We start from the raw sequence: 24,892 nt of genomic DNA, 5'->3' as shown, positions 1-24,892 counted from the left end.
GCGCGCGGTGCGACGGGCCGCGAAACCGCTGGGCGGGCAGGCGCCGTTGGGCCGTGCGGCCGGGTGCGGGCGGGACGGCGCTGTCACTGGGCGGCGCCGGGGCGGGCCGTGCGGACCGCGTCCGAGGTGAAGCCCTCCACCGGACGGACGCCGGCGGCTCGGCGGCTCGGCGGTCGGCGGCTCGGTGCGGGGGCGCCCTCGTCGGCGTACCGGACGGGGATCCGGTCGGCCGGTCGGTCGGCCGGGGAGGGCAATCGGCGGCCACGGTGGCACCCGGACCGGCGGTCGTCAGCGGGGCCCCGCCCCGTCTCCCAGGTCCCGCACCCGAGGGTTTCGCATCCCGTGGGCGTCCACCGGCCTCGAGCCGTACGGCGGGTAATGCATGGGGGCGGCGGGCGGCGGAGGACTATCCGCGGCATGTGGGGGCAGCCGTGACGAGGTGGGCCGACCTTGGGCGCCGGCCCTGGGCGCGGCCTCTGGGAGCGGTCCCCGGGGCGCTGTCCCCGGCGAAGGACAGGAGGGCATGACATGACGACGGTGGGCCTGCTCTATCCCGGGCACTCCGCGGAGGACGACTACCCCCGGATCGAGACGCTGCTGACGGGCGTCAATGTGCCGATCGTCCACACCCGGACCGGTGACGGCGCGCGCCGGGTCGACGCGCTGCTGGAGGTGGGGTCGGCGGAGCGGCTGGCCGCGGGGATGGAGGAGCTGCGCCTGTCGGGCGCCGAAGCGGTGGTGTGGGCGTCCACGAGCGGCTCCTTCGTGCACGGGTGGGAGGGAGCCCAGCAGCAGGTACGCGGTCTCGCGGTGGCGGCCGGGCTCCCGGCGTCGAGCACCTCGTTCGGGTTCGTCCACGCGCTGCGGGAGGTGGGCGCCCGGCGGGTGGCGGTGGCGGCCACGTACCCGGACGACGTCACCGAGCTGTTCGCCGGTTTCCTGAAGGCGGCCGGTACCGAGGTCGTCGCGGCGGGGGCGGCCGGGGCCGTCACGGCGGCCGAGGTGGCGGCCTGGGGCCCGGAGCGGGTGCTGGAGCTGGTGCGGGCGGCGGACCATCCCGGCGCGGAGGCCGTCCTCGTACCGGACACGGCGCTGCACACGGTGGCGTGCCTGCCGGAGCTGGAGGCCGCGGTGGGCAAGCCCGTGCTCACGGCGAACCAGGTCACGGTGTGGGAGGGGCTGCGCCTGGCGGAGCGGCGCGGGGCGTGGTCGACGGATCTGGGAGCGCTGTTCGCGCGCAAGCGGGAGGACGGGACGGGGTAGCGCGGCCGGGCGGGAGCGCGCGGGCGCCGGTCCGGCCGGGGGAGCCGCCGGGCGGGAGAGTTCCGGCCGGGGGAGCCCCCGGCGGGGGAGCCCGGGCGGGTGCCGGCGCGGGGACGGCGGGAATAACCGGAGAGCCCCTCCTGTTCTGCTGGCTGAACGTATTCCCACGCAGGAGGGTCCCACCGGTGAGCGACGACGCGATTCGAGGCACGGCGAGCGGAACCGCCCCCGTACCCCTGTCCGTACTGGACCTGGTCACCGTCGGCAGCGGTCGCACCGCCACGCAGGCCCTCGGGACCAGCGTCGCCCTCGCGCGGCTGGCCGAGCGGCGTGGCTACCACCGCCACTGGGTCGCCGAGCACCACTCCATGCCCGGGGTCGCCTCGTCGTCGCCGGCCGTGATCCTCGCGCACCTCGCCGCCCACACGTCGCGGATACGGCTGGGGTCCGGCGGCGTCATGCTGCCCAACCACGCGCCGCTCGTCATCGCCGAGCAGTTCGGCACGCTGGAGGCGATGGCGCCGGGGCGGATCGACCTCGGTCTGGGCCGCGCCCCCGGCACGGACGGCGCCACCGCCGCCGCGCTGCGCCGCACCGACCGGCTGAGCGAGGGCGCCGACGAGTTCCCGGAGCAGCTCGCCGAACTGGTGCGCTTCCTGGACGACGACTTCCCCGACGGTCACCCCTACGCGCGGATCCACGCCGTGCCCGGACCGGTGCAGGGCCCGAAGGGGCGGCCGCCGGTGTGGCTGCTGGGCTCGTCGGGGTTCAGCGCGCGGCTCGCCGGGATGCTGGGGCTGCCGTTCGCGTTCGCCCACCACTTCTCGGCGCGCAACACCATCCCGGCGCTGGAGCTGTACCGCGACTCCTTCCGGCCCTCGGCCGTGCTGGACGCGCCCTACGCGCTGATCGGCGTCTCGGCGCTGGCCGCGGACGACGAGCGCGAGGCGCGGCGGCAGGTGCTGACGGGCGCGCTGTCGATGCTCCGGCTGCGCACCGGGCGGCCCGGCCTGATCCCGACGCCGGAGGAGGCGGAGGCGTACGGGTTCGGCGCCGCCGAGCGCGACTTCGTCGACGGCTGGCTGGCCAACGTGGTGCACGGCACGCCGGACGTGGTCCGGGAGGGCCTGGACGGGCTGCTGAAGCGGACGGGCGCCGACGAGCTGATGATCACGGCCAACGCGCACGGGGCGGAGGCGCGGCTGCGGTCGTACGAGCTGATCGCGGACGCCTACGACCTGCCGGCGGACGCCCACGACCTGCAGGCGGACGCCCCGCGGGGATGACCCGCGGACCCCGCCCCCGGCCGGTGGCCGGGGGCGGGCCGGGTGGCCGGGTGCGGGGCGGTGGGGCGGCGGGGTGGTTCTCGCTCGGGAACGGCCGCACAAGATTCCTAAGCCAGACTTAAAGCGCTTGTCACCGGGTGGTGGCAGGCGCTTTCTCGGCTCGCTGCAGCGGTGTGACGAGGGGCTTTGTCGACGGATTGGTCTAGTCCTCGTTTGGTCCGGACCATTGACGCGGTGTTCTGGCGGCGGCTATCACTGCTCCAACCGCCGTACCGCACACCCCTCCCGGAGGCCGCACGTGCACCACCGCAAACCCCTCATCGCCGCGCTCACGAGCGTGGTGCTCGCCGCCGGGGCGCTGGCCGCCGTGGGCGGCACGGCCACCGCGCAGCCCGCCGCGTCCTCCTCCGGCGGGGTGAAGATCGCGTACTACGACCAGTGGAGCGTGTACGGGAACGCCTTCTACCCCAAGCACCTGGACACCCGGGGGATCGCCGGCAAGCTCGACGTCATCAACTACTCGTTCGGCAACATCCACCCGACCGAGCTGACCTGCTTCCAGGCCAACAAGGCGGCGGGTGACGACAACAACCCCAACGCCGGTGACGGGGCGGGCGACTCGTACGCCGATTACCAGCGGTCCTTCTCGGCGGCCGACAGTGTCGACGGGGTGGCCGACAAGTGGGACCAGCCGATCGTGGGCGTCTTCAACCAGTTCAAGGAGCTGAAGGCCAAGTACCCGAAGCTCAAGATCAACATCTCGCTCGGGGGCTGGACGTACTCCAAGTACTTCCACGACGCGGCCAGGACCGAAGAGAGCCGCAAGAAGTTCGTGGCCTCGTGCGTCAAGCAGTACATCGCGGGTGACCTGCCCGTCGAGGGCGGTTACGGCGGGCCCGGCACGGCCGCCGGGATCTTCGACGGCATCGACGTCGACTGGGAGTACCCGGGTTCGCCCGACGGGCACCTCGGCAACCACTACGGGCCCGAGGACAAGCGGAACTTCACGCTGCTGCTCGCCGAGTTCCGCAAGCAGCTCGACGCGTACGGGGCGGCCAACGGCGGGAAGAAGTACCTGCTGACCGCCGCCCTGCCGGCCGGACAGGACAAGATCAAGCACATCGAGACCGACAAGATCGGCGCGTACCTCGACTACGCGAACATCATGACGTACGACATGCACGGCGCCTGGGACGGCGACGGGCCCACGTACCACCAGTCGCCGCTGTACTCCGGCGCGGGCGATCCGACCGATCCGATCAAGCCGGGCACCGAGAAGTACTCGATCGACAACGCCATCGACGCCTGGATCGACGGCGCGCCGGCGTACGGGATCGCGGGCGGCTTCCCGGCGAACAAGCTGACACTCGGCTACGAGTTCTACTACCGGGGCTGGAAGGGCGTGCCAGCGGGTACGGAGAACGGCCTCGCGCAGCCGGCGACGGGCGCCTCCGCCGCCCGGCCGGTCAGCCAGCAGGCCGGGATCGCGCACTACAAGGAGCTCGGCGGCATCGTCGACAACCCGGCGACCACCTTCTGGGACGACGAGGCGAAGGCCGCGTACTTCTACAAGGACGGCGAGTTCTTCACGGGACTGGACAAGCGCGCCATCCAGGCCCGTGCGGACTACGCCCACAACCGGGGCCTGGCGGGCGCGATGATGTACTCGCTGCTCGGGCTCGACGAGAAGACCACGCTGCTGAACGACATCGTGGCGGCGGTGGGTTCCTCGCCGTCGACCCCGGACCCGACCCCCACTCCGACCCCCACCCCCACTCCGACCCCCACCACCCCGACGCCGACGCCCACCCCGACGCCGACGGACCCGCCGGCCGGTTGTGCGGCGGCGGCCTGGTCGCCGGCCGCGGAGTACACCGGTGGCGCGCAGGTCTCCCACGGGGGGCACACCTGGAAGGCCAAGTGGTGGACGAAGGGCGAGGAGCCCGGCACCACCGGTGAGTGGGGCGTCTGGCAGGACCTCGGTTCCTGCTGACGGGTCACCGCACGCCGCCGCCCCCCGCCCGGACCTCCCCCGGGCGGGGGGCGGCGGCCGTCACCGTCCGGGCGATGCCCACCAGTACGTCGAAGAACTCGTCCACGGCGGCCCGGCCGGCCGTGCCGTGCCGTGCCGTGCCGCGTCTCGGCGGCGCGGCGGCGCCCGGTCCCGTGACGGCGACGCCCGGCCGCTGTGCGGGACTCCGTGCGGGACTCCTTGCGGGACTCCTTGCGGGGTGCGACCGGGAGCGGCGGGGAGGGCGCCACGCGGGTCAGCCGGGGTTGACGACAATCAGCTCCGCGATGCGTTCCGCGGTGACCGCGCGGGAGTAGAGCCAGCCCTGGCCCGTGTCGCAACCGATGCGGCGCAGCCGGGCGGCCTGTCCGGAGGTCTCCACGCACTCGGCGGTGACGGTCAGGCCGAGCCGGTGGGCCAGCTGCACCAGCGCCTCGACGATCACCTCGTCGGCCGGGTTCGGGTGCTCCTCGTCCTGGAACCCCCGGACGAAGGAACCGTCCAGTTTGAGGACGGAGACGGGCAGGCGGCTGAGGTAGGCGAGGTTGGAGTAACCCGTGCCGAAGTCGTCGATGGCGATCCGTACACCCATGTCGCTGAGCGCCTGGAGGGCTTGCAGCGGCCGGCCGGCCGAGCCCATGACCGCCGACTCGGTCAGTTCCAGCTGCAACAGGTGCGGGGCGAGGCCGGTCTCGGCGAGGATCTCGGCGACGTCCGCGACGAGGTCGGAGTCCCACACCTGGCGCACGGCGACGTTGACGCTCACGAACAGCGGCCGCTCACCGGGGTGGTCGAGCTGCCACTGCCGGGCCTGCCGGCAGGCCGTGCGCAGCACCCAGCGGCCCAGCTGGACGATCGACCCGTCCTCTTCGGCGATTCCGATGAACCGATTCGGCGCCAGGGGGCCGAACTGCGGGTGGTTCCAGCGGACGAGCGCCTCCACCCCCCGTACACTCCCGTCCGCCATTCCCACGAGCGGCTGGTACTCCAGCGCGAACTCGCCCCGTTCGACGGCCGGTCGGAGGGTGGAGGAGAGCGACTGCCGCGTCATCCGGTGCGCGTTGCGCTCCGGGTCGAACAGCGTCCAGCGTGCCTTGCCGTCGGCCTTGGCCCAGTACAGCGTGGTGTCGGCGGCCTGCATCAGACCGTTGACGGTGGTGCCGGCGGCGGTCCGTTCGACGACCCCGATGGACGCCGAGACCGACAGGCGCTGCCCGGCCAGGTCGAACGGCCGCTGCACGGTGGCGAGTACGGAGCGGGCGAGGTCGGCGAGCTGCTCCGTACCGGTGGAGTCCTCCACCAGGATCGCGAACTCGTCCCCGCCGAGGCGGGCCACGAGGTGGCCGCCGCCACGGCTGTGGCCGTCGCCGTCGGCGCACTCGGTGAGCCGGGCCGCCACGGCCGCCAGCAGCCGGTCGCCGACACGGTGCCCGAGGGTGTCGTTGACCGCCTTGAACCCGTCGAGGTCGAGGTAGCACAGGCCGATGCGGCCGGTACCGCCGTCGTCGTACGAGGAGTTCTCCAGCGCCGAGGTCAGCCGCTCGAAGAACAGGGTGCGGTTGGGGAGCCGGGTCACCGGGTCGTGCATCTGGAGGTGCCGCAGCCGCGCCTGGAGCTGGCGCCGGTCGCTGATGTCCGCGATCGACAGCAGGACGCCCCGGCTGGGCGTCACCGGCGCGACGGTCACCTCGGCCCACAGGGAGCGCCCGTCGGGGTGTTTGAGACGGCGCGTGCAGCGGAACCGGGATCTGCGGCCGCGCAGCACCTCGCGGTACGCGTGCCAGGTGCGGCTGTCGGAGGCCAGGTCCACGAGGTCGGCGGCGGCCTGCTCGCTGAGGGAGGCGGCGTCGGTGCCGAGCAGCGCGGCGAGTGCGTCGTTCGCGGTCACCACCAGCCCCTCGGGGTCCACCACCGCCATGGCGAGGTGGGCGGCGTTGAAGGCGGCGCGGTAGTCGTCCGGGACGTGCGCGCCGTGCGCGCCGTGCGTCTCTGCCGGGACGCGGGCGACGACGGTCGAGGGGCGCGGTTCACCGACAGTTTCATTACTCTCTGTGATCGGCCGCATGGCGGTTCCGGTCGATGAGACTGCCGCAGCTCCCGGTCCTTCGGAGGTTCCGTTCACGGCTCGCTCCCGCAAGGCAGTTGTGGCGTACAGATGTGGTCGGGATGGGTCGGCCAGGAAAGTGTGCCGATCATAGAGGCTCTCGCGGCGGTCGTTCCAGCGCCGCCACCGCGTGAGACGCATGGGGTTGGTGTGAGGAATTCACCGTCCACAGGCGGCCGATCGTTTCTGCACGGGTGTGGCGCGGCCCGGTTCTGCCATGACCGGATGTGACTGTCGGTGAACTTCCTGGACCGGTGCGGCGCGTCGCCCACTCACCCGAGTGGGGCAGTGGAACAGGGCGTAACACCACAAATCGGCACAGGGTGGTGAGACGTCCCGTATGCCGCACCGGAGGTCGACGTGGAGGGTCAGCAGCCACCCGACGGAGTGGAACGCCGTCGCCTGCGTTCCACCGCCGCGAGCCTCTTCGCTCTCTGCTCGCTCGCCGCCACCGGCCTCGTCGCCGGCCCCGCGAGCGCCGCCTCCGCGGCGGGCCCGTGCGCCCTGCCGCGCACCGAGGCCCATCACTCGCTCGGTCTGGACACCTGGAACCCGGCCTATCCGCGGCCCGTCCGCGAGCTCGACGCCCTCATGGTCTTCCTGTCGTTCCCCGACTCCGCGCCGCTGACAACCCCGGACATGCTCGCCGCCGACTACTTCCCCGCCACCAGCCACTTCTTCCAGCGCGCCTCGTACGGGAAGTTCACCCTGCGCCCGCACCCGCGGCGCGAGTGGACCCCGATGCCGCGCGCCTCCACCTCGTACGCCATACGGCGCGACTGGGAGCCCGGGCGGCGCGCCGCCTATCTCCGCGACGCGCTCGCCGCGGTCGATCCGGTGGTCGACTTCTCGCGGTACGACATCGTCTACCTGGTCGCCGACCCGGACGCGCCCGGCGTGGACTCCGACGCGACGAAGGTCGTCAACTTCGACACCCCGCTGTACGCCGACGGCGCGGCGATCAGGCGGGTGGTCACCGTCTTCGAGCGGCACCCTCCGGACCGGAACGTCCTCGCCCACGAGACCGGGCACGTCTTCGACCTGCCGGACCTGTACCACCGCCCCACGGACGGCAAGGGCGACTGGGACACCCATGTGGGTGACTGGGACGTCATGGGCAGCCAGTTCGCCCTCGCGCCGGAACTCTTCGGCTGGCACAAGTGGAAGCTGGGCTGGCTGAACCGGCGCCAGGTGCGCTGCGTGGGCGAGCCGGGTGGCAGCCGCTTCACCCTGGAGCCCCTGGCGGCGGCACCCGAACGGGGCGCCTCGGTCGGCACGCGCCTGGCGGTCGTCAGGACCGGCGGCAACAGCGCGCTGGCGATCGAGGCGCGCGGGGCCACCGGGAACGATCACGGCACCTGCACCGAGGGCGTACTGATCTACCGGGTCCGTACGGACGCGGTGTCGGGCGCCGGTCCCGTCGAGGTGGTCGACACCCACCCGTCGACCGGCGCCTGCTGGGACCGGTCGGTCTACCCGCCCCTGGCGGACGCGCCGCTGCGCGTGGGGGAGACGTTCACGGTGCCGGGGGAGAACGTCCGGGTCGAGGTCGCCGACCGGACGCGGGCGGGAACCTGGACGGTGCGGGTGACCACGCCATGAGACGTGCGGGTGCCGTCATGGCCGTGGGGCGGTGCGGGAGGCCGCGCCGCGACATGAGTCCGTGACGTACGGCGGCGCCGTCAGGGCCGTGGGCGTACGAAGCCGTGGGCGTACGAAAAAGCCCCTCGCGACCGCGAGGGGCTTTTCCCGTCTGTGCGCCGCCAGGGACTCGAACCCCGGACCCGCTGATTAAGAGTCAGCTGCTCTAACCAACTGAGCTAGCGGCGCCTGCTGACGTCGTAGACATTAGCACCCTGGTCGGCGGGAGGAAAAATCGAAACCTTCACGCCTGCGGCGACCCCCGCGCGAGCCGCCCGGACACAGGCCCAGAGGACCACCTCCGGCCCCGGCAGCCAGGGGTGCCGGGCGTCCGGCGCCACCAGCCAGCGCGGCGCGCCGCCGTCCGCGGCCCCCGGAGTCAGCGAGGGCACCGTGACCGCGTCCCCGGTGCCGTGGCAGAGCAGGGGCGGCACGGCCTGCCCCCACTCCTCCCAGCGCAGCAGCGACGGCAGCCGGTGGGCCGTCCCCGGGGCGGTGAACAGCAGCAGCCGTCCGCGGTGGACGGCGACCGGACCGGACCCGGGGCCCTCGTCCCACAGCCGGTCGAGCATGCGGCGCCCGAAGACCGACTCCACGCTCACGACGTCGAAGACCGAGCCGCACGGCAGAACCGCCGGCGCGGTGGGCCGGGACTCCCACAGGGCGAGCGTGGAGCGGGGGTACGCGGCCGCCGACGCCAGCCAGTCAGCGCCGTCCGCGGTGACCTGCGCGGTGTGATGACGTCCCTCGTCGCGCAGGAAGCGGAAGATGTCGGAGCGGCTCTCGTCGGTGACGTCGTGGGCCGGGCTCAGGGGGGTCTCGTCTCGCAGCCAGGTACTCATGTCAACCAGATTTACCCCCGGTGATGGTTCCGCTCCGGCGAGTTGCGGGAAATCGGGACGGGAACGGGTGGGAGGGAGTATCTTGCCGCCCGGCATATGCCACAGCGACTGGCCGGAGGCAGGCCGACGGGCCCGGCCCACCACACGCCCGCGAGGGCGCACCGGTGAGCCGGTGCGCCCTCGCGGTGACCGGACCGGTCACGTGTTGTTGCCGCAGGTCCACACCCACTTGTGCGAAGCGGCGTCGTCGTGCACCACCCGCATGTGGCCGTCCCTGTAGGCGCCCGTCCAGGAGAACACCTGGGTCCTCTCGCGCAGGTTCCACTGGGAGCCCTGGCCCAGGCAGGCGTACGCGCTCGCGTAGTTCTCGTTGTAGTAGATGTTCACCTGGGCGGGGGCGCCGCCGGTGCCCAGGTTCTGCACCCAGTCGACCTTGTTCTGTATGGTGTCGGGCCAGTTGGGGCTGCTGTTCGGGGTGCGGTACGTCTGGCCGTGCTCGTCGGAGTAGGCGCAGAACTCGCCGGCGTTGCAGCCGCCGTCGGCCTGGGCGATGCCCGGTGCGGCGAGCACGGCGGTGGCGGCCATGGCGGCGCCGAGGAGAGCGGTGCGGATCTTTGCCATGGTGGCGTCATTCCCTTTCATTGGCGTTATGCAGGTGCGAATGGTGCCGAGCGGTGTGCCCGGCACTGCCGGTAGGTGCGGTCTCACACGCGATGTCAGCCCCGGCCGACCACATCGCGAGCTGTGGGCAGGGCGTCCCGCTGCATGCGCCGCGCCGTGTCGAACGCGGAGCGGTGCTCGCCGTACAGGACTTTCCTGTGGTGCTCGTCCAGCCGCTCGGCGGTCGCGGCGAGCCCGCTGGTCCGGGCGCACCGGGCCTCCGCCGTGGCGGCGGCGACATCCGCCGCCGCGGCTCCGGCGCCGGTGTCGAGCAGCCGGACCCGGCGCAGTTCCGGGGGGTTCTCGGCGGGGTGGCCGCTCTTCTTCATGCAGCTCCGCCATGCCGCCAGGCCGGCCTGGAACTCCGGCTCCTCCGCGACCCGTCCCACCCGGATGCCGGGCAGGCTGTTCACCATCTGGTACGAGCGGTACCAGGTGTGGACGTCGCCGTAGAGGCGGCGCCAGGCGTCCGCGGCGCACCCCTGGTCGCTGTGGGTGAAGGTCCCGCCCATGGCGACCTCGGCCCTGAGCGGAGTCGTGTCCGCGCTCGATCCGAAGAGGGCCGCGGTGTACGCCGTCCTACGGGCCTTCGGGAGGCCGTCCAGGTACCGCTTCCCCTCGCTGCTCCTCCACCGCCGCTCATGGCCGCGCTCGATCTCCCGGCCGTAGCCGTGCTTCGCGGCCCACCTCTCGTCGTCCACCACATAGGGGAACTCGCGGTACTCCGCCGAGGGCAGTCGCGGCGCGGGCCAGTAGCGGAAGCCCTGCCCGGCCATGCAGTCCCGGATCAGCAGTTGTTCGGCCCGGTGCAGAAGGTCCTTCTCCTCGGTGCTCGGGCTCGGTGGCGCGGCCGGGGCCGCCTTCGCCGGCTTCCCCGCCGCCGCGGGGCCGGAGGGCGAGCCCTGGGCCGCCACGGTCAGGGCTGCCGCGGTCAGCAGCCCCGCGCCCACCACGGCGGCCAGCAGCCACCTCAGTCCTCTGATCGCCATACCGCTTTCCCCGTGTCCTCTCAGCCCGTCTGTTCCGGGGTGTCAGCACTGGCGGGTGACGCCGCCGGTCGCGTCGCCCTTGAGGTAGATGGCGCTGACGTAACCGACCCCGCCCGCGTTGAGGGGGAGCTCGACCCACTTGTCGCTGGTGTAGCCCTCGGCCGTGACGGTCTGGCCGGTCTTCCAGCAGTTCGCGGGGTAGGACTGGCCGGCGTACACCTTGCTGACGATGGCGCAGCCGGTCGACGCGCAGGAACGCACGTTCGCCTCCGCCCACGCCGTCACCGTCGTCCGCCCGCTGCCACCGCCCGGGGTGCACGGCAGGCTCACGCCCCGGTCCCGCAGGTAGGGCACCGGGTCGATGCCCCGGACCGTGGTGGAGGTGCCGACGCGGACCCGCAGGTGCAGATGGGGCCCGGACGACTGGCCCTCGCTGCCCATCAGCGCGATGCGCTGGCCCGCCGTGACGTGCTGCCCCACGGAGACGTCACGGTGGTACATGTGGCCGTACTCGGTCACCGTCCCGTCGGAGTGCAGGATGCGGATCCACTGGCCGTACCCGCTCGCCGGCCCGGAGGCGATCACCTCGCCGGACCCGACGGCGTAGATCGGGGTGCCGACGGCGTTGGCGATGTCGACGCCGTCATGGGTGGCGCTGTACCACTGGCTGACGGTGCCGGCGGCCGGGCACGAGGCCGCGAAGGAAGCGGCGGCAGGGGCCGGCGCCGCCACGGTGGCCGAGGAGGCCGAGGAGGCCGGGGAGGCCGGGGCCGCGTGCCCGGCGGGCGCCCCCAGGAGGGGCAGGAACAGAGCGGCGACGGCCGCGAGGCCGGCACGTGAGGTGAAGCCGGACAGACCAAGACGCACGAGTGCTTCCTTCCCTGTGGTCCCTGACGCGGGCCCCTGTGATCCCTGAGCTGAGCCGCTGGTCCAGCGGTAGCGCCGGTCGGTACGAGTGCCGGGCCGTCGCGCCCGGCGTCGTCCCCGACCAGCGGCACGGAACGTACGCGGGGGGCGGCGGCCGCCGGCACCCGGGACGTTCCGGAGGGACAGCGGGAGCGGGGCTCGGATAGGGCTGTGCCGTCCGTACCGCGAACGACCGCCGGGGAGAGCCCGCATGAGAGCCACCGTCCGAAGACTGATCACCGGCCTTTGCGTCCTGCTGGTGGCGGCGACCGTGCCACCGGCCGCCGCCACCACGCGCACGGCCGCCGAAGCCGCGGCCGACCGGCCGGTCCGCAGCAGTTGGCGGATCGACCTGACCAGCGAGAAGAGCGACCAGACCAACATCGCGCACCGCGCGGGCGGCATCACCGTCGACGACGCCCGTACGCGGACGCCCTCCGAGCCCCGTCACTCCTTCGCCGTCTACACCTCGCCCAGCAGGAGCCTCGGCCGCCAGGCGACGGCCTTCACCGTCCGCGAGAAGGCCGTTGTCCCGGCCGGGACCCGGCTGCTGACCGAGGTGCGCGGCAGCGGCCACCCCGGCGACTGGACGCAGTGGCGCACCGCGGGGCCGGGCGGGAAGGTCCGGCTGCCGGAAGCGGTGTCCGTGCTCCAGGTCCGGCTCACGCTCCTGGGCCACCGGGACGGCGGCGGCGCCCCTGCCGTCTCGGACCTCGTCGTCCACGCCGACGCGGAGCAGCCCGAGCCACCGGTGACCGCCGCCGGGGCCGCCGGCGCCACCGCCGTCACCTACCGCCTGTTCGCCACCCGTGAGGGCCTCGTCGGGCACACCACCGCCAACGGCCACGTCATAAAGCCGCGCGACCACTTCGTCGCGCTGCCCTCACGGCGCATGCTGGCGAGCAAGGGAGGCCAGGAGTACCGGGTCAGGCTGTGCTACAAGGGCCGCTGCGAGACGGCACCGGTGTGGGACGTCGGGCCGTGGAACACCAGGGACGACTACTGGAACCCGCCGGCCCAGCGCGAGATGTGGCGCGACCTGCCCCAGGGCATGCCCGAGGCCCAGGCGGCGTACCAGAACGGCTACAACGGGGGCCTGGACGAGTTCGGCCGCCGGGTCGCCAACCCCGCCGGCATCGACGTCGCCGACGGCACCTTCTGGGACGGCCTCGGCATGACCGGCAACGACTGGGTGGACGTCACCTTCCAGCCCACGGACGGCGGGGGGACGACGGTGACGGCGTGGGCGGAGGCGAACGTGCGTTCCTGCGCGTCGACCGGCTGCGCCATCGTCAGCAAGGTGTACGCCGGCCAGTCCTACCCCGCGAACTGCTGGAAGACCGGCCAGACCGTCACGGCCGAGGGCTACACCAGCGACAAGTGGGTCGAGCTCCCCCTCAACGCGGGCGGGGTCGGTTACGTCAGCGCCATCTACCTCAAGGGCGACGCGACCGGCGGCGTCACCCGCCAGTGCTGACACCCCGGAACACGCGGGGGTCCGCCGCGCACCACCCCTGCGGCACGGTACGGAGGAACCGCCGGCACGGTGCCGCGCGGACAAGGAGGACCCCATGCATCTCCGCTGGAGGCGTCCGCTCCGGCCGCCGGTGCCCGCGCCCCTCGTCGCCGTCCTGACGGCGCTCACGGTGCTCGGGCTCTGGCTGGCGGGTCCGGCGGCACCCCCCGCGGCCGCCGCCGCGCGGCCCGACTTCCGGTTGCCCTTCGCCTGCGGGCAGACCTGGCAGCTCCAGACGTACCGGGGTCACACGCCCGAGGACAAGAAACTCGACATGTACCGCGTCGGTGGCGACACGCTCGGCGCGGAGGTCGCCGCCTCGGCGGCCGGCACGGTCACCGAGTTCTTCGCACCGGGCGGCCTGGAGATCAACCACGGTGGCGGGTGGTTCACGGTCTACCTGCACCTGGACCGCATCGACGTACGGCTCGGACAGCAGGTCGCCTCGGGGACGCCCCTGGGACGGCTGGGCCTGATCGGGACGACCTCGGCGCACCTGCACTACGAGCAGCTGTACGACACCAACGGGGACAACGACGGCGAGACGGACGAGATGGTCCACCCGGTGATCCAGGGCACCGAGTACCGGCTCTCGCCCGCAGGGCCGTTCCCCCGTGTCACCAGTACCAACGCCTGCGGCGGCGGAGGCGGGGACCCGGTGAGGGTGTGGGTCGACACCTTCGCCGACGCCACCGGCTACGCGGCGGTCGACTGCGTCGGCGACGGCAGCCCGCGCTGCGCCCCCCAGGGCAGGTTGCTGAAGGGCACCAACTACGTCCTGTGCAAGAAGTGGGGCGACGAGGTGCGGGTGGGCGACTCGTACAACCACTGGTGGCTGCTCACCGACCTGGACGAGGTCGCACCCGGCGGCACGGGCCGCGCCTATGTCTCCGCGTACTACCTCCAGCGCTGGGGCAACGACGAGGCGAAGGACAACGACGGGCGGGACATCCGGTTGTGCTGACGTCGGTCCGCGGAGGGCGGGCTGACGCCGGCGCGAAATAGGGGGGCGCTGACATCAGCCCGCAGAGGGTGCGCCGACGTCAGCCCGGAGGACGGGCTGACGCCGGTCCGGAGGACGGGCTGACGCCGGTCCGTTGACGGCGGGCCGACGTCGGTCCGCCGGGGGTGCGCTGACGTCAGCCCGCCGAGGGTGAGCAGCCCGCGGAGGGTGCTGGTGACGTCAGCTCGCGGAGGGCCGTCCCGGGCACTCCGGGAGCGCGGGACGGTCCTTCGCCCGCACGGCGGGCAGCCACGCCGTGCTCCTGCCCTCCCCGGCCGGGAGCCGGACCCGGAACCACTGGGTGGACCGCGCCCCCGCTTCGTCGGCGATCGGCACCCCCTGCGGGACCTGACAGTCGGCGACCATCGTGTCCCCGTGCCAGACACGGGTCGCCACGACGTTGTCGAGGGTGTACGGCTCCATGGGGTCGATCGCCAGACCGAGGCTGCACATCGGGTCCCGGTTGCCGCCCTGGCGGCACGGCTCCTCGGCGTTGAACACCTCGACGCGCGCGGTCCGTTCGCCGGCCACCGTGCGCCCCGGCCCCTCGGAAGGGCCGCCGGTACGCGGGGTCCGGTCCTCACCGCCGAGGAAGGCCCAGCCGACGGCGGCAGCGCCGCCCGCCACGGTGGCCACGGCGGCGGCGAGCAGCGCGGCGCGTCCCCGCCGTCCCGCCCGGAGCGGCGCCACGTCCCGTTCCCGCCCCTGCTGCCGCCCCTGCTCCTGTTCGGCGCGGATGCGGGCCAGCAGACTGCTCGCGGTGTGCGCGGCGCGCTCGTCGGGGGAGGGGATGAGGCAGTCGGCCGCCAGCTCCCGCCAGAAGGGCGGTACGCGCAGGTCCATGCGGAGCGACGCCCGGCCTTCGGCGTACTCCTGGGCGGCGGCCCCGCGAGCCATCGGTGTGGCGCCCGCGAACGGGGACGCTCCTCCGGTGAACACCTGGTGGATCATGATCCCCAGGGCCCAGATGTCGGTGCTCGGCCGCACCTGCACGCCGCGTTCGCCGAGCGGTGCCCGCCAGCGCTCCGGCGGCAGGTAGTCGGGGGTGCCCAGGGGCGGGATGTAGCCGTGGGTGCCGTTCAGCTCCACGGCCAGGCCGAAGTCGGAGAGCCGTACGGAGCCGTCCGCCACGATCAGGACATTGTCGGGCTTGAGGTCACCGTGCACCCAGCCCAGGCTGTGCAGGTGCGCCAGACCCTCGCAGATCTCGGTGAGCAACCGCGCTCCCTCCGCCGCCGACAGCGGCGGCTGCGCGGGCGGACCGGAGGACCCGGCGCCGGACGGCGAGGGGGCCGCCGAGCCGTCGGCGGACGGGGTGTGCAACCGCTCACGCAGGCTGTGCCGGGCCCGTTCCATCACGAGCACCACCGCCCCGTCGAGTACGGGATTCTCGGGTTCGCTGAGCGTGAGGGAGTCGAGCAGCCGGATCAGCCGTGGGTGCTGGGCCCGCCGGCCGAGTTCGATCTCGCGCCGGGCGGTCTCCATCAGGCCCCGCGCCTGGCGAGGAGCGAGCCCCGCGGTGGGGAGGAACTTGAGCGCGACCTCCGCCGCGCCGCCCGGTCCCGCGCCCGGCTCCGCTTCCGGGCCCGGTCCCGTTCCCGCCCCCGGCTCTGCCTCCGGTCCCGGCTCCGCTCCCGCTCCTGGGCGCGGTCCCGGGCGCGGTCCCGGGGCGCCGCCGTCCTCCCCGGCCTCTCCCTGGCCGCCGACGTACCGGGCGGCGTACACCGTGCCCCACCCGCCGGCCCCGATCGGTTCGGTCACCTCCCACTCGCCGACCCGGTAGCCGGAGGGCACCATTTCCGACGGTCCGCCGCTCACCGGTCCGCCGCTCACCGGTCCGTCACCTTCACCCGGTGCCGGGAGGGGGTCCGGGGCGGCAGCAGCGCCAGGTGCTCCTCGCGCACCAGCCCGAAGCGCAGGGCGAGGCCCACCACCGCCTCCCGCTTGCCGTTGCGCCGGGCGCCCTGCCGGGGGTCGGCCGCCGCCGGGGCGCTGATCCGCAGCTTCTCCTCCGCGAGGTAGTCGATGTGGGAGCTGACCGCCCGGGCGGTCAGCCGGGCGCAGTCCGGGTGGCTGCGCAACCGCTCCACGATCTGGGGGGTCGTCGCCACGGCCACCGTCGACTCGTCGCGCAGCCGTGGTTCGCACAGCGCCACCAGGACCAGGAAGTAGGTGGCCGTCTCGTCGAGCGAGAAGGCGGTGAGCGTCCGCGTGCCCCGGCCGTCCATGCCGCCCGGGTCGAGGTACACGTGGTCGGGGGCGAACACCTGGAAGCTCACCGTCGAGCCGCGGGCGGGCAGGATGACGCGCGCGAACTCGAAGGGTATGGGGGCGCCGGCCCGCCGGGGCGGCACCCGGAAGTACTCGCCGGCTCCTTCCGGGTTCTCCACCAGGTAACTGTGGGTGGTACTGAGGTTGCTGAGCTGCCAGTGGTCGTCCGTCACACGGATCTCCCCGGCGAGCCGGGACACCGCCGGGTTGGCCAGCCGCAGCTCGACGGGCGTGGACGCGGAGCCCCGCCCGAAGCGGGCCACGCTGCCCGGACCGAGCCGCAGGGTCACCGGCCCGGAGGCGGGTACGGCCCCCGCCTCCGGGCCGGCGGCCGTCTCCGGGCCGGCGGTCGTCGCGGCCCCCTCGTCCGACGGTAGGTGGATCAGTACGCCGCTCATCGTTCCCCCTTGGAATCCCATGGCCGTCGCCCTCGCGGGCGCGGCGCCGATTCCCGTGGCCCCCCGCCCGTCAGGCGCAAGTATGACCCGGCTCCGGGGCGGTAGTCCCGCGTTCAACCTCCCGTCCGGTACGCCCCTCCGACCGCTGGCAAGGGGTGACGGCGGCCGGGGTCGCGGAGTACGGCCTCCACCTGCGCGGCAGCCGGAGGGCCCGCGACGCGGCCCCGAAACGCGGCCGGAGCGCGGCCGGAACGCGGCCGGAACGAGGACGCCGGAGGAGGGGACTCCGGAAGGACGGGGCGCCGGAAGGAGATCCGGCGAGCGCGGTCCCGGGAGGGGCTACGTCCCCTCCGCGCGGCCGCCGGTACGCAGCAGGTCCCGGCCGAACTCGATCATCTTCTTGGCGTAGTCCTCGGTCCAGTCGGCGCGCTCGGCGATGTCCCCCGCCGTCAGCCGGTCGAACCGCCTGGGGTCGGCGAGCTGGGCGGCCGCGACCGCCTGGAACTCCACCGCCCGGTCCGTCGCCGCGCGGAACGCGAGCGCCAGCTCCGTGGACCGGACGAGCAGCTCCCTGGGGTCCTCCATCGACTCCAGGTCGAAGAAGTGCTCCGGGTCGGCCGCGGCCTCCGCCGGCTCGAAGAGCAGGGGGGCGGGCCGCAGCCGCCGTTCGCTCCGCTCGGTCTCCGCCATGAACCTCTCCTCTTCGCACGACGAGCTTCCCCCACCCGCGGGGACGTCCCCGTCGTGATGGACCACCTTCCATTCTCCCGCCCGGCGCAAGTGCGCCCCTTCCCCCGGGCGGCCGGACCCTAGGGCGACCACGGGATCCGGTGCTCGGAGAGGTGCGAGAGCACCGCGTGATTGGCCTCCCAGCCGTCCGGGAACTTCACCGTGACGCCCAGCCGCACCGGCTCCGTCGAGGGATGCTCGTCCAGCAGGTCCGCCACGCCCGCCCGGCACACCACGACGCAGGCGTGGCGGTGGCGGGAGGCCAGGACACACAGGCGCCCCGTCTCCAGGTGGAACGCCGTCGCGTCCGGGCGGCCCGACAGCGGGTGGAGGACGACCGTCACGTCGTACTCCCGCCCCTGGAGACGGTTGGCCGTGTCGACGGTGACCCCCGCGACGCCCAGGTCGGCCAGGGCCGCCCGTACCGCCGCCGCCTGGTCGCGGTGGGCCGTGCCGACCGCGACACGGTCCGCGGTGAGGGGCACGGGGTCCGCCGACCGCTCCGACACGGCCGCGCCGCCCCGGTCCAGCAGCCGCCGCACCACCAGCGCCACCGCCCGTACCGCCTCCGGGTCGGTGCGCGGGGTGAGCCGGGCGGGCAGCTCCAGCAGGCCCCAGCCCGACTCGGCCGCCTCGTCCAGCACCCGGTCCGGGCCCGAACCGTCCGACGGCACCCCGAAGGACAGCTGCCGGTCACCGGCCCCCGTCCCGCTGCGGAACGGCGTGTACGGGTAGAACGCGGCGGAGACGAGCGGCGCGGCGGATGCCGGGAGCCGCCAGGAGACCGGCAACCGGTGCTGCGGCAGATCCGGATTGTGGGCCAACAGGGTCGACACGGCGCTCGCGGACGGGTCGTACGACAGCCCCGCCCACTGGTCCGCGCCGACCACGCTGAACGGGTCCAGCTGCCCCGGGTCGCCCACGAACAGCGCCCGCTCGAACAGCCCGGCCACCGCCAGCAGCGCGTCCGACCGCATCTGGTACGCCTCGTCGACGATGGCGTGCCCCCACGGCTCGACGCCCTTCACATGGGCCCACTTCGCCGCCGTCGAGACGACCACGTCCAGCCCGGCCAGGTCCGCCGCCTTCGCCGACTTCCGTACGTGGTCGAGGTCGTCGAGCGCCTTGTCGTACGGGTCGGAGTCATTGCTGTGCAGCCGCCCCACCGGCAGCCCGGGCTCCTTCTCGGCGAGGCGCAGCACCAGGTCGTCGACCTGCGCGTTGGTCTGGGCGACCACCATCAGGGGCCGGCCGGCCGCCGCGAGCTCCAGCGCGGCGCGCACGACGAGCGTGGACTTCCCCGCGCCCGGCGGCGAGTCCACGACGACGCCCCGGGCGTCCCCGTGCAGCGTGTCGTCGAGGATCTCCCGGGTGGCCCGGGAGGCCGCGGCGGCAGGGTCGAAGGCGACGGACGTCACAGCAGGTCCTCCGGCGTCACGGCGTCGGGTGCTTCCACGGCGTCCACCCGCGGCGGACCGCCGTGCGTCCACGGCGTCTCCTCGGGGTCCGGCAGCTTCGCGCCGACCCGCTGGTCGTGCTCGAACAGCGTCCACACCAGACGGTCGCCCTTCCGCGGCACCGAGCCCTGTGCCGGTTCCTTGCCCCGGCCCATCCGGTCCAGGACGCGCAGCACCAGCGACCCGTCCTCCTCGTACCGCACGAACTCCACCGCCTGCGGTTTGCCCTCCAGCGAACGGTAGGCCTTCACCGCCTCGCCCAGGTGCGGCCGGTCGTCCGTGCGCACGGTCAGCAGCGGGCGCGGTGCCGGCCGCCTGGACTCCGACCACGCCATCGTCACTTCCACCACCTCCGCCACGAACGCCTCGCCCGTCAGCCGTCGTTCGGCCATCACCAGCGGGTCGTCCAGCGCCTCCTGCGCCTCCAGCTGTGCCTGCGCGCTCTCCCGCGCCGCCAGCTTGTTGGCCGCCGTGACGGCGTCGTCCCGGCGCGGCTGCGGCGGCTCGCCCGCCCGCACCCGGTCCCGGTGGCCGGTGAACGACCAGCGGTCGCGGGTCCACCGGTCCGCCACCCGGGAGCCCGGCGGCAGCTCGCGCACCAGCTCGACCGCCCGCCACACGGCGTGCCACGTCGGCCGCAGCTGGGTGAGGATCAGCCGCCGGATCTCCCGCTCCGCCCGGTGCAGGTCACCCAGCCGCTCGTCGGCGGCCTCCGCGTCCTCGGCCGACGCCAGGGCCTGCCGGGCCCGGTCGTACCGCTCGACGGCCGGCGCCAGCAGCCGGTTGTCGAACGCCGGGTCGGTGGCCGGACCGGCCGGCGGGCACAGCAGTTGGCCGTCCCGGTCACGGCCCAGCTCCGCCCGGAGAGCCTCCTGCGCGCCGGAGCCGCCGCCGGGCGGGTCGACCCAGGCGAGCAACGCCCCCAGATGCTGGTCCTCCAGCGACGACTGGCCGGTGGCCCAGTGCCGGTTCAGCAGGTCGGTCGCCGCCAGCAGCAGCGACGAACCCGGCACCCGCGCCCGCTCCCCGTAGTGCGTCAGCCACCGCCCCAGCAGCGGGACGCGCGGCGGCGCCGGGAACGGCGTCTCCGGGTCCTGCTCGGCCGTGCGCCGGAACCGCGTGGACCGGCCCAGCAGCCGGACGTACTCGACGCCCGCGCGGCTCGGCACGATCAGCTGCGGCGCGTCCGCGCACAGCTCCACCTCGACCTTGACCTTCTTCCCGGTCTCCGGGTCCGTCTCACTCCGCTCGGCGGCCTCGACGTCGTCCGCGTACCCCTCGACGTACGGCAGGACCGCCTCGGCGAGGTCCGCGAGGAACGCGAACCGCAGGTCCCGGTCCCGCGGCTGCGGCACGACCAGCAACCGGGGCTGCTCCGGGTCCGTCCCGACCAGCGCCCCCAGCGGCGCGCCCGCCTCACCGGCGGTCGTCAGCGGTACGAGGACGAGCGGCCGCTCCGCCACATGCCGGTGCCGCACGGTGGCCAGCGGCTGGGCGCGCCCCGACTCGACGGCCTCCAGGCGCGCCAGCGTGGAGATCAGAGACACGCGCCCGCCTCCTCCGAGGACTCCGCCAAGGACTCCGCCCGCAGGGCGGCCGCCCGTCGCAGCGCGGACACCGCCGGGTCGTCCGGGTCACCCGCCTGTCCGCGCGCCGCCGCCAGCACCGCGCCGACCGTCGTCAGCCCGCCCAGCTCGCCCCGCACCGAGCGGCCCAGCGCCTCCACCGCGCCCGCCTCCCGGGCCCGGCCCCGGCAGTGGAAGGCCAGCTCGCACGCGGCCAGGCACTCCGGCGCGTAGGCGTAAGGAACCGCCTCCACCGCGGCGGTCAGCTGTTCCGCCGAACACGCCTCCACGTCGAACGAGACCCCTTCGGGCAGGGCAGCCGCGATGTCCTCCACGCGGGTCAGCCGGGCCAGCTGCCGCCGTGTCACCGACAGCTGCTTGCGTACGTCGACGACCGAGCCGGCCGGCTGGTTGGAGAAGTCCTTCGGACACACCAGCAGCACCGAGTGCGCCACCGACGCGCCCTCGGTCACCGTCGCGGTCCGCTCCAGCGCCAACACGTACACCGCGGCCTGCCGGGCCGCCGCGCCTACCTTCGCCGCGTCAGCGGAACCGTCGATCATGGGGAACGACTTGATCTCGACGACCGTCCACCGCCCGTCGGGGTGCACCACCACCGCGTCCGGCTCCAGGTACGCGGGCGAACCGGCCACCTCCAGGGCGAGCATCGGGTGGTCGAGCAGCGACCACGCCCCGGCCGCGGTCGCCTCGCGCAGCGCCAGGGCCGTGCGCGCCGCACGGCCCTGGGGGCCGGCCGCCGCCAGGTCGGGGACCCGGACGTCCTCCGGCTCGGCCACACCCAGCAGCCGCATCAGCTCCGTACCGCCGCCGGCCTTCACCTTGGCCTCGAAGGCGTTCCCGCGCATGAACGCGAACTGCGACTGTCCGAAGCCGGACGGCGCCCCGAGCGCCGACGCCAGCGCGGCCTTGTCGACCCCGGCACCGTCCAGCAGCGCCCGCCGCCGGCAGCCGGGGTTGGCCGCCAGCGCCGCCAGCGCTCGGGCGTCCAGCGGATGCGGCGGGGACGCCGGGCCGCGCAGCTCGGCGAGCCGGTGCCGGAGTGTCGTCTGCGGACGCCGAACCGGTCCGCTGCCCAGGGATTCGCTCACCCGGGGAAGTCTCGCATCCGGCACTGACAATCGGGGCCCGGACGCCCACTGTCCACGTCGGCGGGGGCCGTGCGCGATGATGGACGGACACCCAAGCGAGACTTCAGGAGAGCCCTCATGGCACCGCGGATCCTGCTCGCCCGGCACGGTCAGACCGAATGGTCGCTGCTGGGCAAGCACACCGGCAGGACGGACATACCGCTGCTCGAGGAGGGCCGCCGGGGCGCCAAGCTGCTCGGTGAACGGCTCCACCGGAGCCCCTGGGACGGCCTGGACGGCTTCGAGGTCCGTACCAGTCCGCTGGCACGCGCGCGTGAGACCTGTGAACTGGCCGGTTTCGGCGACCGCGCCGAGACCTGGGACACCCTGATGGAGTGGGACTACGGCGCGTACGAGGGCATGACGCCGCCCGAGATCAAGGCGGACCGCCCGGACTGGTTCATCTGGCGCGACGGCGTGCCGGAGGGGGAGACCCTGGCGCAGCTGTCCGACCGCGCGGACCAGGTCGTCGCCTGGGCGCGCTCGGCCGACCGCGACGTCCTGGTCTTCGCGCACGGCCACATCCTGCGCTCGATCGCCGCGCGCTGGCTGGGCGAGCCCGTCTCCTTCGCGGCCCGCGTCCGCCTCGACCCCACGAGCCTGTCCGCCCTCGGCTGGGCCTACGGCGCCCCGGCGCTCGAGCGCTGGAACGACACGGGGCACCTGGAGGGCTGAGCCCCCGGAGGCCCCGGCACGAGGGAGGCCCCTCCGCCCACATGGGGCGGGAGGGCCTTCCTCCTCGGTGGCCCGTCGACGCGCGACGGCGCGTCGCGAGCGGGCGCGACCAGCCCGTTCTGCCGCTGCTGTCCGCCTCCCTCCCCAGTACGGGCCAGGTCCGCCCCGCAGTCCCTGTGCTTCGCACGAGGTGCCGGGGCGGAGCGGGCGGTGCGGCGCGGCGGTCAGGCCTCCCGCACCGCCGCGCGGCGGGCGAGGAACGACGACACCGCCGCGCCACCGGCGTACGGGGCGAGCAGGTGGGCCGTCTCGGTCAGCATCGCGTGGATGCGGCTCGACTGGACCTGGCCCAGCAGGTCCAGCACCCGTTCACCGGTCGCCGCGGCCTCCTCCGGCGCGCCGCCGCGGGCCAGGTCGGTCGCCAGCTGCGCCCGGTAGAGCGCCAGGTTGCGGGTGAAGTGCGGATTCTGCAGGGCCACCGCGCGGTGCGCGTGCCGGGCGGCGCGCGGCCAGTCGCCCAGGGCGGACCAGCACTGCGCCTCCAGCAGCTCCAGCTCCGGTTCGCCGAAGAACGACATCCACTCCGGGTCCGCGTCGCTCGGCCCGCGCCCGAACAGCTTGTGCGCCCGGCCCAGGGCCTCCTCGCACGCCACCCGGTCGCCGAGCCCCGCCCAGCCGCCCGCCTCCCGGAGCGTCAGCAGGGCCAGCAGCCGCGGCGAGGGCAGGTGCCTGCCGGCCCGCTGTCCGGCCTGCGCCGCCCGTACCGCCTCGCGGTACCGGCCCAAGTCCCTGGCCAGGAAGGACGTGTTGGAGAAGGCGTGGGCCTCCAGTGCCGGATCACCCGCCACGCGCGCGGTGGCCAGGGCTTCCGCGTAGTGGGAGCGGGCGTCGTCCAGGCGGCCGGAGTCGTGCGCCAGCCACCCCACCGAGAGCGCCAGCTCACCGGCGCCCGCGTGCATCCGGTCGGTCGTCGACCGGCGGCCCGCCGTGCCGGCGTCGAGCAGCGCGTACGTGGTACGCAGCGGCTCGGCGGCCATCCGGTACAGCCGGTCCGCGCCGTGCCGGTCGTCGAGCAGGCGGATCCGTCGTACGGCCTCCTCGACGGCGGTCACCTCGGCCTCGCCGAACCTGCCCCCGGCGCGCGGCGCGGGGACGGTGGCACCGAGGCCGAGCGAGGCGGCCGCCACCGTGGCGGTGCCGCTCGTCATGAATGCGCGACGCAGCACGTCGCTCTCCTCATCGTTCCGGATGGTGATCTGTGGCGCCGGCGCACGGGTGGCCGCCGCGGTACGCGCCCGTCGGCCGCGCACCTGTTCCCGGGCGGCGAACCCCAGGTCCGTCAGGGACAGGCCCGGGAACATGTGCAGGAACACCCGTTCGTACGCGTAGTTGGGGCAGCGGATCTCACCCGACTCCACACGTCCGATGTAACGGGCGTCGCACGCGACCTGTTCGCCGATCTCCCGGGCGGCCCGGCGGACCGCGGCCGCGAACTCCCCGGGGGAGCGCTGCCCGCGCAGGCGGCGGAAGACCAGATTGGGAACTGCCCGTGACGTCGCCATGGCCGAGCCCTCTCCTGCGTACTGCGCTGCCGTTGTTCCGGCGGAGCAAGAAAGTACCTGCTGTGACGGCCCGGGCACGCAGAGTTTGGCTACAAATCGGATATCCCCTTCGTGATCCGCCATGAACTGCCATCCTTTGCGGCGGCGTGCCGCCGTAGCTGTTGACGCCCGGGGGCGTTGAACCATGTGGAGAGACGCAACGTGTCTCCACACGGGGACTCGAGCGAGGAGGGGATCCCTTGTTGGAGGTCGGCATGCAGGTGGACCCGCAGCCCGGCGGTGCGTCACAGCCCGCCGCGGAGCACTGGCCGACACCGGACGCGAGCGAACCGCCCGAGGAGGGCGAGGCCTGCGATCTGGTGACCGTCCCGGCCCGGCAGGGCCTGGAGGCCGTCGACATCCTGCGGCGCGGTGGCGCTCCGCTGGTCGGACCGGTGCTGCACGACGGGTCGTGCGACACCCTCGGTTTCCTGGTGCCGCCAGGCACCGCCGCCGGCTGGGACATGCCGGGCAGCGCCTGCACCCGGACCTCCGGGCGCGGTCTGCGGATCCCGCCCTTCCCCGGCGCGCAGCCGGAGCCTCCGGTCACCGGCACCGGCTGGCTGCTCCCGCCGGGCGACACCGGCCCGGTCACCGACCCCGTGGTGCTCCGCGAAGCCCTCGGCGAGGCCGCCCGACTGATCGAGGCCGCCGACAACTGCCGATAGCGCCCGCGCGCACGCGCCGCCCGGCGCTCCCGCCCCCGGACCCAGGCCTCCGGGGGCCGCCCACGTCTCGGCCGCCTCGGCCCCCGTACGCCCGCGCCCCGGCCGCCCGGCCACCGCCCCACCAGCCGGGCGCCGGCCCGAGCCGCCGCCCGGCCCCCG

General features: G+C 74.2%; 20 protein-coding genes and 1 tRNA gene. 8 read left to right on the top strand and 13 right to left on the bottom strand.

Translation table 11 applies throughout. The features are described 5' to 3' along the window. Nucleotides 1-528: 528 nt before the first annotated feature. The 3 genes from ABD347_RS03355 to ABD347_RS03345 all read left to right on the top strand — a co-directional run bounded on the left by ABD347_RS03355 (nucleotide 529) and on the right by ABD347_RS03345 (nucleotide 4,542). Nucleotides 529-1,263, top strand: a complete 735-nt coding sequence (locus ABD347_RS03355) for a maleate cis-trans isomerase family protein (protein WP_344356089.1) — start codon at nucleotides 529-531, stop codon at nucleotides 1,261-1,263. 185 nt (nucleotides 1,264-1,448) lie between these two features. Continuing rightward, on the top strand, nucleotides 1,449-2,549 hold the full coding sequence (locus tag ABD347_RS03350) for an LLM class flavin-dependent oxidoreductase (protein ID WP_344356086.1): 1,101 nt from the start codon (nucleotides 1,449-1,451) through the stop codon (nucleotides 2,547-2,549). A gap of 298 nt (nucleotides 2,550-2,847) precedes the next feature. Beyond that, nucleotides 2,848-4,542 (top strand): glycosyl hydrolase family 18 protein, encoded by a 1,695-nt coding sequence (locus ABD347_RS03345; protein ID WP_344356085.1) that lies wholly within the window; start codon nucleotides 2,848-2,850, stop codon nucleotides 4,540-4,542. Between the two features lie 274 nt (nucleotides 4,543-4,816). On the opposite strand, the gene ABD347_RS03340 is transcribed toward ABD347_RS03345, so the two are convergent. Further along, the gene (locus tag ABD347_RS03340) at nucleotides 4,817-6,625 is read right to left on the bottom strand and encodes a putative bifunctional diguanylate cyclase/phosphodiesterase (protein WP_425575560.1); all 1,809 of its coding nucleotides are present in this window, start codon (nucleotides 6,623-6,625) and stop codon (nucleotides 4,817-4,819) included. A gap of 399 nt (nucleotides 6,626-7,024) precedes the next feature. Between ABD347_RS03340 and ABD347_RS03335 the strand changes: the two genes are divergently transcribed. Further along, nucleotides 7,025-8,266: a M6 family metalloprotease domain-containing protein gene (locus tag ABD347_RS03335; RefSeq protein WP_344356083.1), complete on the top strand. Its 1,242-nt coding sequence runs from the start codon at nucleotides 7,025-7,027 to the stop codon at nucleotides 8,264-8,266. Between the two features lie 154 nt (nucleotides 8,267-8,420). Here ABD347_RS03335 and ABD347_RS03330 read toward each other — a convergent pair. The 5 genes from ABD347_RS03330 to ABD347_RS03310 all read right to left on the bottom strand — a co-directional run bounded on the left by ABD347_RS03330 (nucleotide 8,421) and on the right by ABD347_RS03310 (nucleotide 11,663). Further along, nucleotides 8,421-8,494, bottom strand: a tRNA-Lys gene (locus ABD347_RS03330). Next, nucleotides 8,485-9,147, bottom strand: a complete 663-nt coding sequence (locus ABD347_RS03325; RefSeq protein WP_344356081.1) for a bifunctional DNA primase/polymerase — start codon at nucleotides 9,145-9,147, stop codon at nucleotides 8,485-8,487. Before ABD347_RS03325 ends, ABD347_RS03330 begins: the two co-directional genes overlap by 10 nt. A 198-nt stretch (nucleotides 9,148-9,345) precedes the next feature. Next, nucleotides 9,346-9,768: a hypothetical protein gene (locus tag ABD347_RS03320; RefSeq protein WP_344356080.1), complete on the bottom strand. Its 423-nt coding sequence runs from the start codon at nucleotides 9,766-9,768 to the stop codon at nucleotides 9,346-9,348. 95 nt (nucleotides 9,769-9,863) lie between these two features. After that, entirely contained in the window at nucleotides 9,864-10,796 is a 933-nt protein-coding gene (locus ABD347_RS03315; protein WP_344356078.1) for a hypothetical protein, read from the bottom strand. A gap of 42 nt (nucleotides 10,797-10,838) precedes the next feature. Further along, nucleotides 10,839-11,663, bottom strand: coding sequence for a peptidoglycan DD-metalloendopeptidase family protein (locus ABD347_RS03310; protein WP_344356076.1), 825 nt, complete (start codon nucleotides 11,661-11,663; stop codon nucleotides 10,839-10,841). Between the two features lie 250 nt (nucleotides 11,664-11,913). On the opposite strand from ABD347_RS03310, the gene ABD347_RS03305 reads away from it, so the two are divergent. Together ABD347_RS03305 and ABD347_RS03300 are read left to right on the top strand one after the other, a co-directional pair. Then, the gene (locus ABD347_RS03305; RefSeq protein ID WP_344356074.1) at nucleotides 11,914-13,179 is read left to right on the top strand and encodes an SH3 domain-containing protein; all 1,266 of its coding nucleotides are present in this window, start codon (nucleotides 11,914-11,916) and stop codon (nucleotides 13,177-13,179) included. A 94-nt stretch (nucleotides 13,180-13,273) separates the two neighbouring features. After that, nucleotides 13,274-14,182: a M23 family metallopeptidase gene (locus tag ABD347_RS03300; protein ID WP_344356072.1), complete on the top strand. Its 909-nt coding sequence runs from the start codon at nucleotides 13,274-13,276 to the stop codon at nucleotides 14,180-14,182. 219 nt (nucleotides 14,183-14,401) lie between these two features. On the opposite strand, the gene ABD347_RS03295 is transcribed toward ABD347_RS03300, so the two are convergent. The 6 genes from ABD347_RS03295 to ABD347_RS03270 all read right to left on the bottom strand — a co-directional run bounded on the left by ABD347_RS03295 (nucleotide 14,402) and on the right by ABD347_RS03270 (nucleotide 21,750). Further along, nucleotides 14,402-16,018 carry a serine/threonine-protein kinase gene (locus ABD347_RS03295; protein ID WP_344356373.1) on the bottom strand — a complete coding sequence of 539 codons (1,617 nt, stop codon included), beginning with the start codon at nucleotides 16,016-16,018 and terminating at the stop codon, nucleotides 14,402-14,404. Nucleotides 16,019-16,050: 32 nt separating this feature from the next. Beyond that, nucleotides 16,051-16,890, bottom strand: a complete 840-nt coding sequence (locus ABD347_RS03290) for an FHA domain-containing protein (RefSeq protein ID WP_344356070.1) — start codon at nucleotides 16,888-16,890, stop codon at nucleotides 16,051-16,053. Between the two features lie 339 nt (nucleotides 16,891-17,229). Further along, nucleotides 17,230-17,580 carry a hypothetical protein gene (locus tag ABD347_RS03285; RefSeq protein WP_344356068.1) on the bottom strand — a complete coding sequence of 117 codons (351 nt, stop codon included), beginning with the start codon at nucleotides 17,578-17,580 and terminating at the stop codon, nucleotides 17,230-17,232. A gap of 119 nt (nucleotides 17,581-17,699) precedes the next feature. Then, complete coding sequence (locus tag ABD347_RS03280) at nucleotides 17,700-19,037, bottom strand: AAA family ATPase (RefSeq protein ID WP_344356066.1); 1,338 nt, start codon at nucleotides 19,035-19,037, stop codon at nucleotides 17,700-17,702. Further along, on the bottom strand, nucleotides 19,034-20,623 hold the full coding sequence (locus ABD347_RS03275; RefSeq protein WP_344356064.1) for a hypothetical protein: 1,590 nt from the start codon (nucleotides 20,621-20,623) through the stop codon (nucleotides 19,034-19,036). The genes ABD347_RS03280 and ABD347_RS03275 overlap by 4 nt, the downstream gene beginning before the upstream one ends. Next, the gene (locus tag ABD347_RS03270) at nucleotides 20,614-21,750 is read right to left on the bottom strand and encodes a hypothetical protein (protein WP_344356062.1); all 1,137 of its coding nucleotides are present in this window, start codon (nucleotides 21,748-21,750) and stop codon (nucleotides 20,614-20,616) included. Before ABD347_RS03270 ends, ABD347_RS03275 begins: the two co-directional genes overlap by 10 nt. Nucleotides 21,751-21,867: 117 nt before the next feature. On the opposite strand from ABD347_RS03270, the gene ABD347_RS03265 reads away from it, so the two are divergent. Then, entirely contained in the window at nucleotides 21,868-22,464 is a 597-nt protein-coding gene (locus ABD347_RS03265) for a histidine phosphatase family protein (RefSeq protein WP_344356060.1), read from the top strand. Nucleotides 22,465-22,688: 224 nt separating this feature from the next. On the opposite strand, the gene ABD347_RS03260 is transcribed toward ABD347_RS03265, so the two are convergent. After that, nucleotides 22,689-24,026, bottom strand: coding sequence for an NsdA family TPR-like regulatory protein (locus ABD347_RS03260; protein ID WP_344356059.1), 1,338 nt, complete (start codon nucleotides 24,024-24,026; stop codon nucleotides 22,689-22,691). Nucleotides 24,027-24,280: 254 nt separating this feature from the next. Here ABD347_RS03260 and ABD347_RS03255 point away from each other — a divergent pair, with 254 nt between their 5' ends. Next, nucleotides 24,281-24,733, top strand: coding sequence for a hypothetical protein (locus ABD347_RS03255; RefSeq protein ID WP_425575571.1), 453 nt, complete (start codon nucleotides 24,281-24,283; stop codon nucleotides 24,731-24,733). Nucleotides 24,734-24,892: the final 159 nt, after the last annotated feature.

This window comes from Streptomyces gobitricini, assembly GCF_039532985.1.
GTDB classification, from domain to species: Bacteria; Actinomycetota; Actinomycetes; order Streptomycetales; family Streptomycetaceae; genus Streptomyces; species Streptomyces gobitricini.
Note: the sequence above shows the minus strand (reverse complement) of the source record. Positions and strands in the feature narration are given on the sequence as shown.

Coding starts and splice junctions, on each gene's coding strand:
- ABD347_RS03315 (WP_344356078.1), bottom strand. CDS start 10,796: ATGGCGATCAGAGGACTGAGGTGGCTGCTGGCCGCCGTGGTGGGCGCG.
- ABD347_RS03295 (WP_344356373.1), bottom strand. CDS start 16,018: ATGGTGCCCTCCGGCTACCGGGTCGGCGAGTGGGAGGTGACCGAACCG.
- ABD347_RS03300 (WP_344356072.1), top strand. CDS start 13,274: ATGCATCTCCGCTGGAGGCGTCCGCTCCGGCCGCCGGTGCCCGCGCCC.
- ABD347_RS03260 (WP_344356059.1), bottom strand. CDS start 24,026: ATGGCGACGTCACGGGCAGTTCCCAATCTGGTCTTCCGCCGCCTGCGC.
- ABD347_RS03290 (WP_344356070.1), bottom strand. CDS start 16,890: ATGAGCGGCGTACTGATCCACCTACCGTCGGACGAGGGGGCCGCGACG.
- ABD347_RS03320 (WP_344356080.1), bottom strand. CDS start 9,768: ATGGCAAAGATCCGCACCGCTCTCCTCGGCGCCGCCATGGCCGCCACC.
- ABD347_RS03255 (WP_425575571.1), top strand. CDS start 24,281: ATGCAGGTGGACCCGCAGCCCGGCGGTGCGTCACAGCCCGCCGCGGAG.
- ABD347_RS03340 (WP_425575560.1), bottom strand. CDS start 6,625: ATGCGGCCGATCACAGAGAGTAATGAAACTGTCGGTGAACCGCGCCCC.
- ABD347_RS03265 (WP_344356060.1), top strand. CDS start 21,868: ATGGCACCGCGGATCCTGCTCGCCCGGCACGGTCAGACCGAATGGTCG.
- ABD347_RS03305 (WP_344356074.1), top strand. CDS start 11,914: ATGAGAGCCACCGTCCGAAGACTGATCACCGGCCTTTGCGTCCTGCTG.
- ABD347_RS03285 (WP_344356068.1), bottom strand. CDS start 17,580: ATGGCGGAGACCGAGCGGAGCGAACGGCGGCTGCGGCCCGCCCCCCTG.
- ABD347_RS03325 (WP_344356081.1), bottom strand. CDS start 9,147: ATGAGTACCTGGCTGCGAGACGAGACCCCCCTGAGCCCGGCCCACGAC.
- ABD347_RS03355 (WP_344356089.1), top strand. CDS start 529: ATGACGACGGTGGGCCTGCTCTATCCCGGGCACTCCGCGGAGGACGAC.